This window comes from Sporosarcina koreensis (assembly GCF_001531445.1).
GTDB classification, from domain to species: domain Bacteria; phylum Bacillota; class Bacilli; order Bacillales_A; family Planococcaceae; genus Sporosarcina; species Sporosarcina koreensis_C.
In genome coordinates, this window is record NZ_LQYA01000064.1 from 13979 (window position 1) to 31350 (window position 17372).

At 42.6% G+C, this 17372-nt stretch carries 12 protein-coding genes; 2 read left to right on the plus strand and 10 right to left on the minus strand.

Translation table 11 applies throughout. The annotated features are described in order from the left end of the window. Positions 1-165: 165 nt before the first annotated feature. The 7 genes from AWV70_RS10130 to AWV70_RS10160 form a co-directional block, all read right to left on the minus strand. Entirely contained in the window at positions 166-1440 is a 1275-nt protein-coding gene (locus tag AWV70_RS10130) for a DUF1116 domain-containing protein (RefSeq protein ID WP_060206694.1), read from the minus strand. A gap of 112 nt (positions 1441-1552) precedes the next feature. After that, on the minus strand, positions 1553-3301 hold the full coding sequence (fdrA, locus tag AWV70_RS10135) for an acyl-CoA synthetase FdrA (RefSeq protein WP_060206696.1): 1749 nt from the start codon (positions 3299-3301) through the stop codon (positions 1553-1555). Between the two features lie 134 nt (positions 3302-3435). After that, entirely contained in the window at positions 3436-4485 is a 1050-nt protein-coding gene (allD, locus tag AWV70_RS10140; RefSeq protein ID WP_060206698.1) for an ureidoglycolate dehydrogenase, read from the minus strand. Between the two features lie 53 nt (positions 4486-4538). Continuing rightward, entirely contained in the window at positions 4539-5588 is a 1050-nt protein-coding gene (allD, locus tag AWV70_RS10145) for an ureidoglycolate dehydrogenase (protein ID WP_060206700.1), read from the minus strand. Positions 5589-5612: 24 nt separating this feature from the next. Beyond that, the gene (gene allE / locus AWV70_RS10150; protein WP_060206702.1) at positions 5613-6377 is read right to left on the minus strand and encodes a (S)-ureidoglycine aminohydrolase; all 765 of its coding nucleotides are present in this window, start codon (positions 6375-6377) and stop codon (positions 5613-5615) included. Positions 6378-6442: 65 nt separating this feature from the next. Further along, entirely contained in the window at positions 6443-7690 is a 1248-nt protein-coding gene (gene allC, locus AWV70_RS10155; RefSeq protein ID WP_060206787.1) for an allantoate deiminase, read from the minus strand. 263 nt (positions 7691-7953) lie between these two features. Next, positions 7954-9609 carry a PucR family transcriptional regulator gene (locus AWV70_RS10160; protein ID WP_060206704.1) on the minus strand — a complete coding sequence of 552 codons (1656 nt, stop codon included), beginning with the start codon at positions 9607-9609 and terminating at the stop codon, positions 7954-7956. A gap of 109 nt (positions 9610-9718) precedes the next feature. Here AWV70_RS10160 and AWV70_RS10165 point away from each other — a divergent pair, with 109 nt between their 5' ends. Then, positions 9719-10591 (plus strand): alpha/beta hydrolase, encoded by an 873-nt coding sequence (locus AWV70_RS10165; protein WP_201024349.1) that lies wholly within the window; start codon positions 9719-9721, stop codon positions 10589-10591. Positions 10592-10665: 74 nt separating this feature from the next. Here the strand turns inward: AWV70_RS10165 and AWV70_RS10170 are convergent, their stop codons facing one another. Then, positions 10666-12021, minus strand: coding sequence for a uracil/xanthine transporter (locus AWV70_RS10170; RefSeq protein WP_235588615.1), 1356 nt, complete (start codon positions 12019-12021; stop codon positions 10666-10668). Next, positions 12018-12977, minus strand: a complete 960-nt coding sequence (locus tag AWV70_RS10175) for a DUF2877 domain-containing protein (protein WP_060206706.1) — start codon at positions 12975-12977, stop codon at positions 12018-12020. The genes AWV70_RS10170 and AWV70_RS10175 overlap by 4 nt, the downstream gene beginning before the upstream one ends. Before the next feature lie 213 nt (positions 12978-13190). On the opposite strand from AWV70_RS10175, the gene AWV70_RS10180 reads away from it, so the two are divergent. Continuing rightward, positions 13191-14834: a PucR family transcriptional regulator gene (locus AWV70_RS10180; RefSeq protein WP_060206708.1), complete on the plus strand. Its 1644-nt coding sequence runs from the start codon at positions 13191-13193 to the stop codon at positions 14832-14834. A gap of 1114 nt (positions 14835-15948) precedes the next feature. Here AWV70_RS10180 and AWV70_RS10185 read toward each other — a convergent pair. After that, the gene (locus AWV70_RS10185; protein WP_060206710.1) at positions 15949-17292 is read right to left on the minus strand and encodes an allantoinase; all 1344 of its coding nucleotides are present in this window, start codon (positions 17290-17292) and stop codon (positions 15949-15951) included. Positions 17293-17372 lie beyond the last annotated feature (80 nt).

The following is a 17372-nucleotide window of genomic DNA, read 5'->3' on the forward strand; positions in this document are numbered from 1 at the left end:
ACCTTCTTTAATAATTGCATTTCCGCCAATGGCAAGAACGATTTTTTTACTCATCGATGACTCTCCTTTATTTTTTAAAAAATAAACTTAATGTGATTCCACTGTATTTCTGACAAAAAAATGGAGAGGAACTAGCTTACGACTATTCCTCTCCACATGAATTCATTATTCCGCTTCGATTAGACCAAGCTTCACTGCGTAAGCATCGATCGCTTTTTCAAAAGCAGCCAATGGAGCACGAACAGTACCTGCACCGATTTGTCCAACGCCCGCTTCTTTGTGAGCGATACCCGTGTTGATAACCGGTTCAACTCCAGTTTCAACAACTTTTCTAGCGTCGATTCCTAGTGGAGCACCTTTGAAGTCCCAAGTAGGAATAGAGAAGTTCGGGTTGTGATCGATACAAATATCCATCATGTCATTACTTGTGCTAACTGCATCGTCCATACCGCCGGCACCTACGAAACGTGTAACACCAGGAGCAGCGATCATTGCCATACCGCCGACGCCGAATGTTTCAGTGATTGCACTGTCACCCATGTCTTTACAAGCCATGTCTTGATCGTATCCTGTGAAGAATAGACCTTGTGGCGTGTTAACTGGTGCTGTAAACCATTGGTCACCCATACCAGCGATACGGATACCGAACTCATATCCGTTACGGCACATAGCTGTAACAACTGTACCGTGTTGGATTTGACGAGCTGAATCCATTACAGCTTTCGTAGAAGCCATTGCAATGTTCAAGAAGTACTGATCTGTGTCAGCTAGGAATTGGATAACATCCTGTTGATCTTGATCTGCAACATCTGTTTGTAGAATATATGGAACGATATCTTTCAAGAAAATAAGTGAGCCCGCAATATTACGTTGGTGGAATTCGTCACCCATTGTAATTGCTCTAGCCATCATAACGTTAACGTTTAGGCCGTCACCTTTGATTTTAAGTGCTTTGGATAGAGTTGGACCTAGGATATCTCTGAACCAGTTTAGACGGTTGATAACTTCCTCTGAGTATGCACCGAAACGAAGTACTGCACCGATTCCTTCGTTCATTGTGCAGTATGCACGGTTTCCGCCATCTTGGTTTTCAACGACAAGAACAGGCATGTTTCCAGATGTGATACCGCCCATTGGACCAACTGCATTCACATGGTGACATGGAATGAATTCGATTTCTCCGTTTTCAAGCATCTTGCGTGCATCGTCAGCGTTTGTTGCCCAGCCTTCGAAAAGTGTAGCACCAATACAAGATCCTTGCATCGGGCTTGTCATGTTTTCCCATTTGATTGGTGGGCCAGCGTGTAGTAATACTTTGCCGTTTAGTTCTTCAATAACAGAATTCGCTGGAACTACATCGATTAAGAATGGAGCACCAGATACAACTTTATCTAATACCGCTCGGTTTGCTTCGTCAATTGTTTTAAATTGTCCGTACATTTGATTTCCTCCTGATAATTCAATATTCCCTATATGGATGACATAGGCGCTTCGCTTTTGTTTCGCCTAGCTCCAGCGCCCCCTAAGTGTAGGGGCGCTTATGCTTTAGCTATTATTTAAGAAGGCTTAGGATTTTGCGAAGTCTTGGATTACCGCCAGCAACTGGACGCCAGTCATATTGAACAACTCTTCCGCCCGTTGCAGTAACTGAGTTAGTGAAGCTCTTCAATCCTACGTTAACAACGCTTGGTTTTTCATTCAACAGTCTCTCGATTGCTTCAGAAACTGTGAAGTCAACAGTCGTAGCCGCTTCTTTAGCAGGAACGACTTCTTTTGTTACCTCTTCAACCTGAATGCCAAGCATCGCCAAAGCAGTAAGAGTCGCTTGGTTGTTGCTATCGCGTAGGATAACACCAGCTTTTTCCAGTTTCGCTTTTTGCTCATCGATGTCTTGTGGATCCTGGTCAGTACCGCAAACAGTTGCTACGAAGTAAACGTTTCTGCCATTTGCTTTCGTTTCTGCTTGGATTTTTTCGATGCCAGGAAGCAATGCGCCTGCCATATCGTCGTGTGCACCGTATCCAAGTACAACGTCAAATAGGATGACAGCTGTTGACTCGTCTTGAGCGGCTTTTTGGAAGAACTGGATACGTGTATCCGGATCGATCATTGGGTGTGGTTTTCCTTGTGTGTAAATATCGTCACCAAGGTCGATTATTTCAAAACCGTCCGCATTTAGAAGGTAGCCGGCTTGATCATGTTCAGTTTCTCCAAGATTCAAACCTCTGCTGATCAAAGTAGCTGCTTCATATCCAAGCGTACCGCCGGAATAAAGACCTTTAATCGTTTTTTGTTCAGGTTTCAAGTCAACCGCAGGTGCTTCGTCTTCAAGGTGATTGTAGTTCGCTTTGATCGGGTTGCCTTTCACTAGATCGACAGCCAGTGCTGCTGTTTCTTCAAGCGTGTTTGCATAGTACACATTGCCTTCATGGTTGTGCGGCTCTTCTCCTAGGAAAATTGCAACAACCGGTTTAGAGATGCTGTGCAGCAAGTTAACAACTTCGTCGCGAACTTCTTTTGCAGGTGGCTTAGAGATAAGCGTGATCACTTCTGTTTGGTTGTGCTGAGCCAACGCTTTGAGGCCGTCCAACATCGTGATTGCACCGATCTTGTCAGAAAGGTCGCGGCCTCCAGTACCGATTGCATGGCTTACGCCTGCGCCTAGACGGTCGATTTCAGTCGTTACTTCTTGGATACCTGTTCCGGAAGCTCCGATAACACCGATTTTCCCTGTTTTCACTACGTTTGCGAATGCAAGAGGAACACCGGAAACGATTACTGTACCAGCATCAGGACCCATTACAAGAAGACCTTTTTCATGTGCTTTTTCTTTGATACGGCGCTCATCTTCAGTCGTTACGTTGTCACTGAAGATCATGACGTGCATATCTCTGTCAATCGCTTTTTCCGCTTCTTCAGCAGCATATTGACCTGGTGTAGAGATAACTGCAATGTTTGCATCAGGAAGTGCATTCACTGCTTTATCCCATGAATTTACAGTTTCGAAAGATTCTTTACCTGCGCTGATTGCTTGGTTGCTTAGATAGTTGTCGATTTCTTCAAGAACTTCTTCGATTTTCTCTTCTTGTTCAGTGTCCACAACGATACACATATCATTGGAAGCAGCAGTTTCAAGTTCTTCCGTGTAAAGGCCTGCAGCTTTGAGGATATCTTTGTTAGCTGGCGTTCCCATCATAATTTGAACTTTAGTAATGCCTTCCATTGTGGAAATTTTATTCGTAAGAAGCATTAGGTTAACTGAATCCTGGTATGAATTCTGTTTTACGATCGTATAAAGCATGTTTTCACGCACCTCTTAAAATTTTTTTTGTAAAAAACGCACAGAAAAGGGGGTGGCCACTCAGGATGACCACCCTTCTAGCCAAAAGCGCAGGGCGCCTGCCTAATGGCGCCCGGAGTCTAGATGAAAAAGTCTTACTTTGCAAAAGGGCTTTTATTATCATAGGCATTGTTGTGAACAACGTCTGAAGTTAAATATTCGTAAATATGATCTACGATTTCAATTCCGTTCTCCTCGTACTGTTTCTCCCTTTCAGCACTTCTTTGTCCAGGGTAGGAAACATGATCAAAACCAGGAGCCGGCTTAATGTTATTGAGATCTTGCATCGTAGTCGCAATACTTTCTTGGAATGAACCTAATCCTGTGAAGAACTCCGGATTAATGACAATGTGAAGTTGTCCAAGATTTCGATACTCGGTGAGATCATGGTACATGGACGACACTTTGTTTCCAAACGGAAGGCCGAGAAGAATTCCTGATAAAACGTCAACCATCATCATAAGTCCGTAACCCTTTGGTCCAGCGATTGGTACCAAAGCATTCACTTTGAATGGATCAGTTGTCGGGTGTCCATCGCTATCCACTGCCCATGTATCAGGAATGGATTCGTTTTTTGATCGAGCATGAAGAATTTTGCCCCAAGCTTGAACGGTCGTTGCCATATCGAATGTAATATTCTCACCGTTTTTACCTGGTGCTGCAAAAGCAATCGGGTTTGTTCCATAGTAAGGCTCCGCCCCGCCGAATGGAACAACCATCGGATCCGATTGACAAACTGAAATGCCGATCAAATTCTCGTTTGCAGCTTGTTGAACAAAGTAGGAAAGCGCGCCGCTGTGACCGATTCTTCTTACACCAACGACAGCTACTCCATTTTCTTTCGCCATTTGAATCGCTTCGTCCATTGCTAACTTCGCAGCGACATGCCCTACTCCGTTATCGCCGTCAAATACAGCTGTGACTGGACCCGTCTTTTCAAATTTGAAATCAGGATTTGCATTAAGTCCGCCTTTAGCGATCCGTTCTGCATAATACTCAACACGCATTGCTCCGTGTGAGTGGACTCCCCTGGCATCTGCATGGACGAGCACGTCTGCAACGCCACGTGCATGCTCCTCAGTCAAACCCGCCTTATGCAGCTTTGTCGTAATCAACTCATTCAACTGCTCATTACTTACTCTCATTCCACTCACCCCTATTAAATTTTCAACCGACTTCTCTATTCAATACGTGACTATTATTCAGCAAATGGATTCTTATGGTCATATTGGTTATTATGGATGACATCCGATTTTAGATACTCATAAATATCGTCCACAATTTCAATACCATTTTCCTTATAATCCTCGATGACTACATCATTATTCTGTCCAGGATAAAGGACTTTTGAAAAGCCTGGTGCAGGTTTGATGCCATTCAAATCATCCATCGTTTGCGTGATGTCATTTTTAAATGAAGTCAATCCCGTAAAGAATGCCGGGTTGATGACAATATGGAGCTGACCCAGTTTGCGGTATTCCGATAAATCTTCATACATGGAGGAAACTTTGTTTCCGAATGGCAGTCCAAGAAGGATTCCGGATAAAACGTCAACCATCATTGCAAGGCCGTACCCTTTCGGACCTGAAATCGGCAATAATGCATTTACTTTCATCGGATCTGTCGTTGGTTCGCCGTTGCTGTCAACTGCCCATGTATTGGGGATTGATTCGTTCTTTGAGCGTGCATGAAGAATTTTCCCCCACGCCTGAACAGTCGTTGCCATATCCAATGTAATCATCTTCCCGTTGCTGCTTGGTGCAGCAAAGGCAATCGGATTTGTACCATAGTAAGGCTCAGCGCCGCCAAATGGAACAACCATCGGGTCCGATTGGCAAACGGAGAATCCGACCAAGTCTGCAGCAGCCGCTTGGTTCGTGAAATAAGAAATCGCACCGCTATGGGAAATATCTTTAACACCGATAATGGCTACTCCACTCTCTTTAGCCATTTTGATGGCTTCATCCATAGCTAACTTTGCAGCTGTATGGCCATTTCCGCCATCACCGTGGAATACGCCGGTAGCCGGACCGGTTTTTTCAAATTTGAAGTCCGGGTTTGTATTGATGCCGCCTTTTGCAATTCGTTCCGCATAATACTCAACGCGCATGGCACCGTGGGAATGAATACCTCTCTCGTCTGCAAACGTCAGGACATCTGCAGCGACATCAGCATGTTCCTCTTTCAGACCAGCCTTTTGAAGCTTTGTTTTGATTAGACCTTTTAAGTCTTCACTACTTACTCTCATCTCGACACCTCTTTGCTGGGATTATTATAGTGTTGCATCCCGATTACAATCTTTGGAATAAACATACGTTAATGGTTCTCTGCCAACTGCATATGCTGCTTGATGCACGTATGGCGCCATGAAAATGTAATCGCCTTTTTTCACTGGAATCCATTCATTGTCAAGGTTGTACATGCCTTCACCAGATAGCAAGTATGCACCGTGGCCTTGATAATGTGTTTCAACGAATGGGTGGCTTGCTGCCGGATCGAATGAAAGAATGTGGAAGTTCATATCAAATGCAAGGTCTAATGGCAATAGGTCTTTCAGATGAACGTTTGTCATATCATCGTAGTCCATGTACTCGATGTCATTTGCATGACCGGAAACAACCCAAGGTTTTTTCCCTTCGAGCGGGTTATGCTTTTGCTTGTAGAGGAATAGACGTGAATCGCCAGCTTCCATATTCTCCAAATACATTGTTACGCCTGGAGGGCAATACAGGTAGCCGCTTTCTTCGAGAATGAATTCCTCGTCGTCCGCTTTCGCTTTCACTTTACCGCTAATCACGTACACAAAGCTTTGTACATCCTCTTCCCCGCAGTAACCTTCTGTGTTCTTTCCGCCTTCGTGCATTGTGACAATGTAGTCAACAAAGCTTGCACCAAGTTTCGGTGAACCTAGGATGGAGATTCTGCAATTTTCAAATCCTGGGATCACATTATTTACTAATCCTTCTGGAGCAATTAGTGCATATTGACCCGGTTTAATAATAGATCTGCTTGAAAGAATATCTTTTGGATAACCCATCGTTACATTCTCCTCTGTATGTTTGTATTTCCGGGAAGAACCCGGCATTTTTAAAAAATAACCTGTTATTCTTTATAGCCTAGCTCATAAAGAGCGCCAATCAGCGCTTTTACGCCCTCCGCCAAATCTGCGGGCTCTGTAAATTCAGCCGGATTATGGCTTATTCCTTTAAGGCTCGGAACGAACAGCATGGCTGTCGGCACAACAGGAGCGAAGATTTGGGAATCATGTCCTGCACCGCTGTGCATCACTTTATAATTGAGGCCATTTGCTTTACATTGTTTTTCAATAAGCTCAACGACCGTTTGATCCATCGGAACCGGATCTTCATCCATCCATAGATCGATATTCATTTCCACTTCATGTTCACTCGAAATTTCCTGCATTCTAGCCGTCATTTGCTCTGTAAATGAAACAATCGCTTCTTTATCAGTATGACGGACATCGATTGTGAAAATAGTTTTTCCAGGCACGACATTTACGATGTTTGGATAAGCTTCGATTTTTCCGACTGTCGTCACAAGTGGATCACCGATTTTTCTAGCCATCGAAATGATTTCATGGACCATATGGCTAGCTGCATAAAGTGCATCTTTCCGATATCCCATCGGCGTTGTACCGGCATGGTTAGCTTGACCTGTTATTTCAACGGTATACCGTCTTTGACCGACAATATTATTCACTACACCAATATCCGTTTTCTCTGTTTCCAAAACACTTCCTTGTTCAACATGAACTTCTACGAAAGCTTTTAGATCCTTGTGAGCACCTTTTGCCTCATCTCTGAAGTCAAAGCCCGCTTTCTTCATTGCTTCAACGAATGGAACACCATCGAAATCTTTAATTGATTCAACGTCTTCGCGTTTCGCTAAACCGACAATGTTTTTGGATCCCCAGAACGAGTACGGGAAGCGGCTGCCTTCCTCTTCAGCCATCGAAACGACTTCGATGTTTCTGAGTGGTTGCCCGAAATGCTTTTTCAAGTATTTCAGCGCCAGGATTCCAGCGATGATTCCATATGCCCCATCAAAGCGACCGCCGTTTTTCACAGTATCTACATGGGAGCCAGTCAATACCGTTTCATTCGTGTTTTTTCCTGTTAAGGTTCCGAATAAATTTCCGATTTCATCAAATCGAGCTTCAAGGCCTTCTTTTTCCATCCATTCTTTTAATGCGTGTTGACCTTCAACCCACTCTTTTGTATAGAGTAAACGAGAAACACCGCCCTTGGGATCTTTTCCGAATTCAGCAAGCCATTCAAGTTGGCCAGCAGTTTCTTCGGCTAAATCAAGATTTTGTACAATGTCTTTCATATCGTTCACCTATTTCACCACCCTTTTCCGTGTTATGTAAATGCTGATCATTATTTTCGTGATGCAAATTATTGTTTGTATTTCGTACGGATAGTATGCAATGAACTATCTTTCATTTCCGGATGGCCTTTAAGCTCCACTACTAATTGTAACCGTTCTAAACTAATTAGTCTTTAGCATGTATTGATAAAGTTTTATCTTTTATTTAACCAAAATGGATAACTTAATAAGAAAGAGGCAGCACATATGGCTGCCTCCTGAACCTATTCTTGTTTTTCACGTTGCAAAAGCTCATAAATCTTTAGCCCGACCCGTACAGACAACATTTCTTCAGAGTCATCAAAATCCATTCCTGTAATTTCTTTGATCCTTTCCAAGCGATACACAACAGTCTTATAATGGACAAAAAGGAGCTTGGCAGTTTGGGCGGCGTTTTGATTGCATTCCAAAAAGGTTTGTAAGGTTTCCAGCAGATCCGATTGATTCGCCTGCTGATAATCGAGCAGTTCCTTCAGGGATTTTGGGATGAATTGCAGTAACGCGGATGAATCATTTACATGGCGCAGCAATCGAAAAATCCCCAACTCCGAAAAGGCGGTGATCGATGCCAAGCCGTTTAACGTCTCTCCTAAATCCAGCGCGTCATGCGCTTCCCGATAGCTTTGCGGAATTTCAGAAATTTCATTCACTGCACATCCTATCCCTACTTGTACATCAATGTCTTTCAATTGCTTTTTAATGACCTCTTGAATCGTCCGGGCTGTTTTCTTTATATCGTCGATCCAATCGGTATCATTTTTACACGTCTTCTCCACTTTCCAAAGGACAATGAAGAAATTGCTTTTATTCGATATGATGCCATTCGGCAAATAATGATGGATGGCTTCATGCACGAGAAAATGGCTGCGGTCGGCGAGGTCTCCTTTTTGCTGTAACATACCATCCGACTGGCGATTGATTTTGAATAAAACCGCGGCAAATGCTCCTGAAAAATCCCAGCCGATAACATTCGCCTTTTCATAAACAGCTTGTATCGATTGGATTTTCCCGCTGATCAGTTCCTCAATCAAATCATTTTTATATTTCTTTTCAACCTCGGCTACCGCAAATTGCTTCACTAACTCAAGCGATAAGGAAGTCGCTGCGTTTTCGACAGCAATCAAATCCAGCTCAACTAGCGATTTATTAATTTCACCAATTAGCAAATACATTTTATTATGGTTTAACGCTTCTATAGGAACGACAATCTGATGCCCTTTAATATTATCCAGCTCAGGGTATTTCACAATTTGCCGATAATGTGGAAATTTGATGCCTGATGTCTGTTCGTAAAAATGGACTTTCTCAACCATTTCAAACTTTTCAAGCTCGGGGTATGTTGAAACGATACATCTGAAATTCCTGTCGAAAAGAGCAACAGGGTTCCCGATCAACTCTTCAAGTGTATGGATGATCTTTTCAAGACCTTTATCGGCAAGTGATAATGCTGTAAATCGATCGTGAATCTCTTTGTAGTATTGCAGTTTCGTGACCTGTTTATTAAAAAGCTCCCCCATGATCGGATACATGACATCGACAAATGGAACTTCTTGCGGAAGCTGGATGATTGGCATCCTATTTCTTTCGCCCGCTTCAAGCAACTGGTCCGAAATTTCTTCACTATGCTTCTTAATGATAAGTGCGCTGACTCTCTTTTCAGCCAACTTGAAAATGAAATCTGTTTGCTCTTTTTCATTAAAATCCCGTATCGAATAAAGGCTCGTCAAAATCACTTCTCCGCCTTTAATCCAATTCGCGATATCGGGACCTTCCATGATCGTTACACCTTCAATACCATTATGAATATAATCATGTCCGCTTAACACTTCTGCATCCTTCATGGACTCCATCGCCAATAAATCGATTACTTTCAACTCCATTTCCCCACTCCTTTCCACGAATGATAAAGTCCTTATCTCGAAATATTATTCATCTTATTATACAATATTTACATTACACATATCTAAACGAAGGAAAGAGTGAGACATTTTGTCGAAAACAACAGTCATCTACAAACAGAAGGAAAACTTCGAGCTGAAAGCGGACTTTTACCCCGCTTCTGAAAAATCTCGCCCAATAATTGTTTATATACATGGCGGCGGACTTCTATGGGGATCACGCGAAGACATGAAAGCGGAACAGATTGATTATTATCATCAAGCCGGGTTCAATATCTTTTCCATTGACTACCGGCTGGCGCCAGAAACGAAGCTGCCTGCCATTCAAGAAGATATTGTAGACGCACTGCGCTGGATTGAAAACGAGGGAACGAAGCAATTTGATTATGATCCTGAAAAAATAGCTGTCATCGGAAGTTCAGCAGGCGGTTTCTTAGCTCTTCTTACGGGCACGTTCAAAAATAAGCCGAAAGCAATCGTTTCTTTTTATGGGTATGGCGACATTACCGGAGATTGGGCGGTGAAGCCGAGCCCCCATTATTCCGCAATGACGAATGTACCGAGAGAGCTTGCCAAAATGCTTGTGTCGAATGAAATCATTTCAGTCGGTCCGATCGAAAAGCGTTATGCGCTCTACATGCATGCGAGGCAGTATGGCGTCTGGATCGAGGAATTGACAGGGCTCATTCCTATTATTTCAAAGGAAGAACTGTCAACATACTGTCCGCTATTCAATGTAGGGCCGGACTACCCGCCTACACTGCTGCTCCACGGAACGAAAGACGAGGACGTCCCTTACGAGCAATCGGTCTTAATGGCGGAGAGTTTACAAGAACAGGGCGTCGATCATAAACTGATTACCATTCCGGACGGAAAGCACCAATTCGACGAAGAGTGGCAAAACCCGGTTGTACAAAATGCTTTTGACGAAGTGATCACTTTCCTAAACGAATATTTGAAGTAAAGAAAAGGGCTGAGAATTAAATCTCATGCCCTTTTTTCGTTTCTTCTATTCATCATTTTGATTTACTCATCATTTCATGAAATGGAATCCGCTGTATCCTTTTCTTTCTTCTTCGTATCCACACCGTATTTATCCCAATTAATTAGGTTTTCCAATAGGAGTGCCAGAATGATCCCGACGAGCAGACCACTGCTAAGCAAAGGACGGACAACTCCCGGAATCGTAATGAAATAAGATGCCGGGAGGGTCATGATGACTACCCCGACGAATAACGGAATCGCAGAACGATAAATGTTGACCGTATTGAATTTAACTTCCTTAAAGAAAGTCAAGGAAGAATTCAACAGGAGCAAATAGGAAACAAATAAAGCAGCACTACCGATGCTTAACGGCAGCTGCGAGAAAAAGCTGCCAAGCGGTGGGATAAGTCCCATGACAAGGAACATGAATCCACCAAGTATAAATGGAAGCCTCTTAATAATCCCTGTTTGGCTTAAGAAACCGATCGATGAAACGAATGGTGAGTTTGGAACGAGGCCAAAAATACCTGCAATGACTGTGAAGATGCCTGTAATGGTGAATGATGCCCTGTATTCGGACTTCGTCGTTTCCACCTCATACATGCTTTCCGTTCCTTTTAACGCGCCAAACGTATTCGCCGTATTCAATAACCCCGCTAAAATAGTCGTAATGATAATGCCGACGTCAAATGCGGGCTTCCCTAATGGGAATAATTCAAGCGCGAATTTTGTCGATCCGCCACCTGTGCTTTCCGGCTTGAAAATGATTGTATAAACGATCCAGCCGACGATTATCCCGATTAGCAATCCGTAACGCCTTACACTTGTCGGCGCCTTGACGCTGATGATGATGATCAGGATTGCAATGACAATCGCCAATAAGGAAACGGGTACATCAATAGACGGGTTTGTAGCCTGGTTGCCAAAAGGTATACCGAGCATCCCCTTTAAAAAGATCCCGATCAATTGACATCCGAACAAGAACATAAATACACCCATCACGGCCGGAGTGAATAATTTGGCTATACGAGGCCCAAGCCCTGTTACCCCTATCAAGAGAGTAATAACCGACACGATGAGGATTCCAACCGTCAAGCTGCCCCCTAGAACATCCAATGGCATTCCTTGAGCCGCAGCTGTCGTAGTCAGTGTTAAAATGACACCCCACCATAGACCGGATTGTCCTTCCATAATGGCACGTCTATGCCCTAAAAACGCTTGGATAATACAGGCTAGACCTGTGACGATAAAGGAAAGCTGAAGCATATTGACAATCGTTTCCGGCGAAAGATCAAAAGCCGCACCGACAGTGATTGGGATGACAACAATATTCGTGAAAATAAAAAAGAGCCACTGTAAGCCCGAAATCCAGTTACTTGATTTTAATAACTCGTTATTAATGACGATCACCTTTCTTTTTTATGAATAACGGCAGCTTTCATGCCGATTAACATACCTACTACTGTGTCCGCGCCTGATGTATGGCCAATTTCCTTCATCTCTTCAAGCGCCTTCAAAAATTCAGTCCCGCGCGGTTTATCTACTACATTGCATAACTGTAGAAGATGGGAATGAAATTTATTTTCAGTCGCATACAGAAGGTACTCCAGAGCAATATGCGTCGTCCGTTTTCGACCTCGTTCGTCCAAATAGGATTTAAGCTTGCGCAGAAATGTCTGGTCCGTGCCTTCCATTGCTGAAAGTACAGCACAAATCCCTGTTATGCAGTCATCTCCACTCGGTGTTAACCCAAGCCCCCTGCCAATCCAATAATCAAATACGCTTTCGGCATCCAATTCATGATGACAGACAAGATTACGTAAGCTTTCCAATTTCTCCAGAACCTGAATATTCCCGGTCTTCGACGATGGATCCAACAAATAATGAATGATACTTTTCTTATCTTCTGCTCTTTCTGCTAAGCCTGTTTGCCAATCACCTTGAAGAAGTCTATCTGCCATAAACGCAAAATTGTCTGTAAGAGTCGGGAAATCGTAATCGGATGGCTGCATCGTATGATTTGTCCATTTCACTTGGCCCAAGGTAAGCGTTATGCCTTTTGGAAAATGCAGCGCCATTGAATCCATGTTCCAATATACTTCCAAGTCAACGGCCACCAACGCTGTCAGTAGATGCGCATTCGATTGTTCCATGCCAATTCCGAACGGAGCCAACCCACTCCCCAATGCGCCGATGTGGACAAGATGTCCGCCAAAGGATAAATTGAAACTAGTATTAAAAACACTATGGACATGACCTTTTGGGTTTCTTTTAAAGATACGGAGAATTTCATCGCTAGCAGCAATGGCATTCAATACAAACGCATTACTAGTACGATTGGAATCCCTATTCGTTGAATTAAACAATATCTTCACCCCAAACTAGATTATATCCATTATATAGCTTCCCCTATTTTTTCACCCTTAACTACTCTAGTTTACAGCTATCGATTGAAAATTTCATTGTTTACTATGAACAAAAAGAAGCTTGATTTTTGTTCATTTTTGACGTAAAATGATAGGTACTTAATATAGGAAGAGATAAAATTTCTTAAGAGAAATTAAAATGAGGTTATTCTTATGAAAACAGTAAATGATTTATTCATATTGGAAGGCATGAAGGAAGGCATTGTACTCGCAGGACATCGCGGACTGACGAGAAATGTACAATTTGTAAATATATCCGACACCCCTGACGTCATCAATTTTTTGGCTGAAAATCACCTCCTTCTAACGACCGGTTATGCATTCAAAGACGATACTGATAAATTCTGTGAGCTCATCAAACAGATGCATGAATTGAATTGTTCAGGTCTTGTCATTAAAATCAACCGGTTCTTTAACGAGTTGCCGCGTGAAGTGAAATTATTGGCTGACAATCTTGCATTCCCGATTATTGATTTGCCGACAAAACACACACTAGGGGAAGTCTCCCGCCACGTCCTGAATTATTTAAACGATCATGAAGCGGAACAGCTTTATTATGCTTTACATGTCCAGAAAGAGTTTTCCGATATGATGATCAAAGGCTATAGTCTAACAGCGCTCATCGAACAATTGGGACATTTTTTATCACGTCCTACCCTCCTCTTGAATCATAGGGGAGAAAAAATTGCACATAGCCACGACTTCAGGATGGATTCAATGAAATTAGTCGAACAGGAAATCATCGAAAAAGTGAAGGATGATTTAACAGCAGCCCGGGAAGGAAGCACATTCACGATTTCCTCAAGGGAACATCAATCCATTTCGACTTTTCCCGTTCAAACAAAGCGGCAGCATCCGAGCATGCTCGTCATTATTGATTCCATGACGTTGCCTTACCCTTCCTCCCAAATGGCGATTGAACAGGCCGGCAACGTCATTACCTTTACAATTATCAAGGAGCAGGCGATCGAGGAAAATTCCAGGTTATTAAAGAATAACTTTTTTGATGATCTAATTGAAGATAGAATCCATTCTGATGAAGAGATTTTAAGCCGCGCCAATTATTATGGTTTGAACGAAAACTTGACCAACATTTGCATCATTTGCACTGTCGATCAAAAAGGACAGAACTACGAAGATTTGCAGCTATACGAAAAAAAGGCCGGGGAATTATACAATAGCATTTACGACCAACTTGAAGATGAAATCGTTCATAGCAATTTGGATGGAGTCTTATTTACGAAGGAAAAATACTTTGTCATGATTTTGCAATTTGCTGCTGGCAATGAAGCAGATCCGAACGAAGTAACCGAATTCGTCAATAGATGTCAAGAGAGCCTCCAAGGAGATTTTTCGATTTCTTTCGGCGTCAGCAATACTGTACATTCCATTAAAGATATTACAACAGCCTATAATGAAGCTTGTGAAGCGATCATGAGCGGATATGATATGAATAAGACCGGCTTCATCAATTTTTACAAAATGAAAGAGCTTGAAGATTTATTGAACACAATTCCGAGAAAAGATTTAAAGGCTTTATATGAAAATACGTTAAAATCCCTTGCTTACACGAAAACAAAGGAAGATCAGGAATTGATCAAAACGATTCAAGTTTTCCTGGATTCCCAATGTGAAATCTCCGAGACTTCACGCCGTTTATACATTCACCGCAATACAGTGAAATACCGCATTGAGAAAGCAGAGGAATTGCTCAATTGCTCATTCCGCGACCCGGCCCATTCATTGCGCATACGTGTCGCATTGATGATTGGAACCATCTTGAAAGAAAAAGATTAAAAACCAAAGCCCAATGAAAAGGCTCTGGTGATACTGTAGACAAGCACCATGAATTTTGGTATTTGCCTACAGTTTTTTCTTTTAAAATGGAAATAAGGCTAGATATGTTGATTTCCGCTGCGAGCGGACGCTTTCCGCGGGCACGGCTTCAATCTCCTCGGATGTGCTCCCAACGCTGTCGCTTTTGGTCGCAAAAGCCGTTCGTTGTTACGGCTTTTCCTGCGGGGCTTTCAGCTCGTTGCTGTTCCCGCTGGAGTCGCCGCTCTCCGCTTCAATCAACGGTGTTACCTATTAAATGAATGAGATGATGGATATCAATTCGAAACAGTTGGAAATGCTTCCATAGAGCAGTTGATTCCTCAAGAACATTTGGTGAGTAAACTAGGTGCGGTCATTGATTTCTCCTTTATCAGATTCATTAGTTAAAGATCTTTCCCCCACCGTTAAGAGAGACCAACATAGACCCTTTCACCAAAACTATTTTAAAGGCTGTTTTCATAAACTTTTTTGTTTCTGGGAGGAAATATCTTTTTACTGTTTTACATTCTGGTTTTATCTGGAATAGTTACTTTCATTACTTCAATAACTTGGAGATTATAACAATGAAATAAATAAACTTGGCCTCCTTTTAAGGAGATTCCACTACTGAGGTCTTTGTTTATGCACTTCTTAGCATCTCGTGTCGCAACCCTTTAATTTCGGCATTTTTTAGCAGTTAGTGACTGTTTCTGTAAATTGCCTATGGGGTTCTTGATTATAAATAATAGGGAACACCATCAGTAGAATAAAAACAGCGATTCATTCCTCGTTAAAAGGAAATGAATCGCCTGTTTTTATGTTTTCTATTTTACTTGAGTTCCGTTGATTGGAGTGGAGAGCGGCGAAAGAGGTGCTCTCAACGCTTCGCTTTTGTTCGCAAAAGCCGTTCTTCGTGACGGCTTTTCCTGTGGGATGAGCGGGACAGGTGAGACCCCACAGGAGCGAAGCGACGAGGAGACTCACCGCCCACCCCACGGAAAGCGTCCGCTCGGAACGGAAATCAACAGTTCTAGCTTAAGCTCTTTTCAAATGGACTTTTTCAGCGGCGGCTAGAATGGCTTTAGTTTTTGTGTTTTTATTGAACAACGATTGTTTTCTCCAAGACAATCTTATCGTTCTCAAAGACAACTTCGCCATTAACGATCGTCGTTTTGACTTTTCCTTTAAACGTCATACCCACATATGGCGAATGTTGATGACGGTAGAAAAGATCTTCATTCTTCAGTTCGAAGCTTTCATCCAAGTTGACGATCGCGATATCAGCATCATAGCCTTCTGCAATAGTTCCCTTGTTTTCAAGTCCGAATAATTTCGCTGGGTTTGTCGCTGTAAGTGCAACAATTTTCTCTAAAGGGAGATTTCGTTTGAAATATCCTTCCGTCAACATGATGTTGAGTGTTGATTGTGCGCCTGAGATTCCGCCCCAACCTTCAAAATAGTTATCTGTAATTGTTTTCATTGATGCTGGCGCTGGTGAATGGTCAGATGCGATAACGTTAATTTCACCATTAGCGACCGCAGCCCATAGATCTTCGACTTCATCTTCGTCACGCAATGGTGGGCAACACTTCGCCAAACCGCCTTTTTCTTCAAGATCTTTTACAGTTAACGCTAAATAATGCCCGCACGTTTCAACTGTAATATCGACGCCTCTTTCTTTCGCTGCCTGAATGACGTCTACAACTTTCTTGCTGCTCGCATGGACGACGTGTACTTTACAGCCAGTCGCTTCTGCATAAGAGATAATTCTTCTGACAGCTTCAATTTCAGAAATGATTGGTCTAGATTCAACAAAATCTCTTGCAGTTGTTTTCCCTTGTTTCTGTTTTTCTGCAGCGAGCTGATCACAAATAACTGTGCTTTCAGCGTGAACTGCAAGTAGAGATCCAAGAGAAGCGATTTCTTTCATTCCTTTGAAGATTGTTTCATCATCCACATGATTGAAATCAGCGATACCACTTGGAGACATGAATGCTTTGAAACCGATAACACCATTCTCATGAAGTTCTTTTAGATCCGCAATATTTTCCGGTACGAGACCGCCCCAGAAATAAGAATTGACAACCGATTTTTCGTCAGCACATGCCTTTTTCAAATCAAGATTTTCTTTATTGATCGTCGGAGGCGTACTGTTCAACGGCATATCGAAGAAAGAAGTGGCTCCGCCAGCAGCTAAGCTTCGGCTACCTGTAGCAATCCCTTCCCATTCTGTTCTTCCTGGCTCATTGAAGTGGACATGCGTATCAATCAATCCGGGCAGAATATGAAGTCCATTTGCATCGATTTCCCGATCAGCCGTACCTTGCAGGGCTTGACCAACTTCTTTAATTTTTCCGTCCTTAATCGCAATATCACCTTGAACAATGGAATCTGCTGTGACAATTGTTCCGTTTTTAATGAGTAAATCGTATGTAGTCATCTTATATTCCCCCATCACAATTTTCCCTTTGCCATTGTCGGCTCTGACAATGACAAAGGGATTGTATGTTTTATTCGACG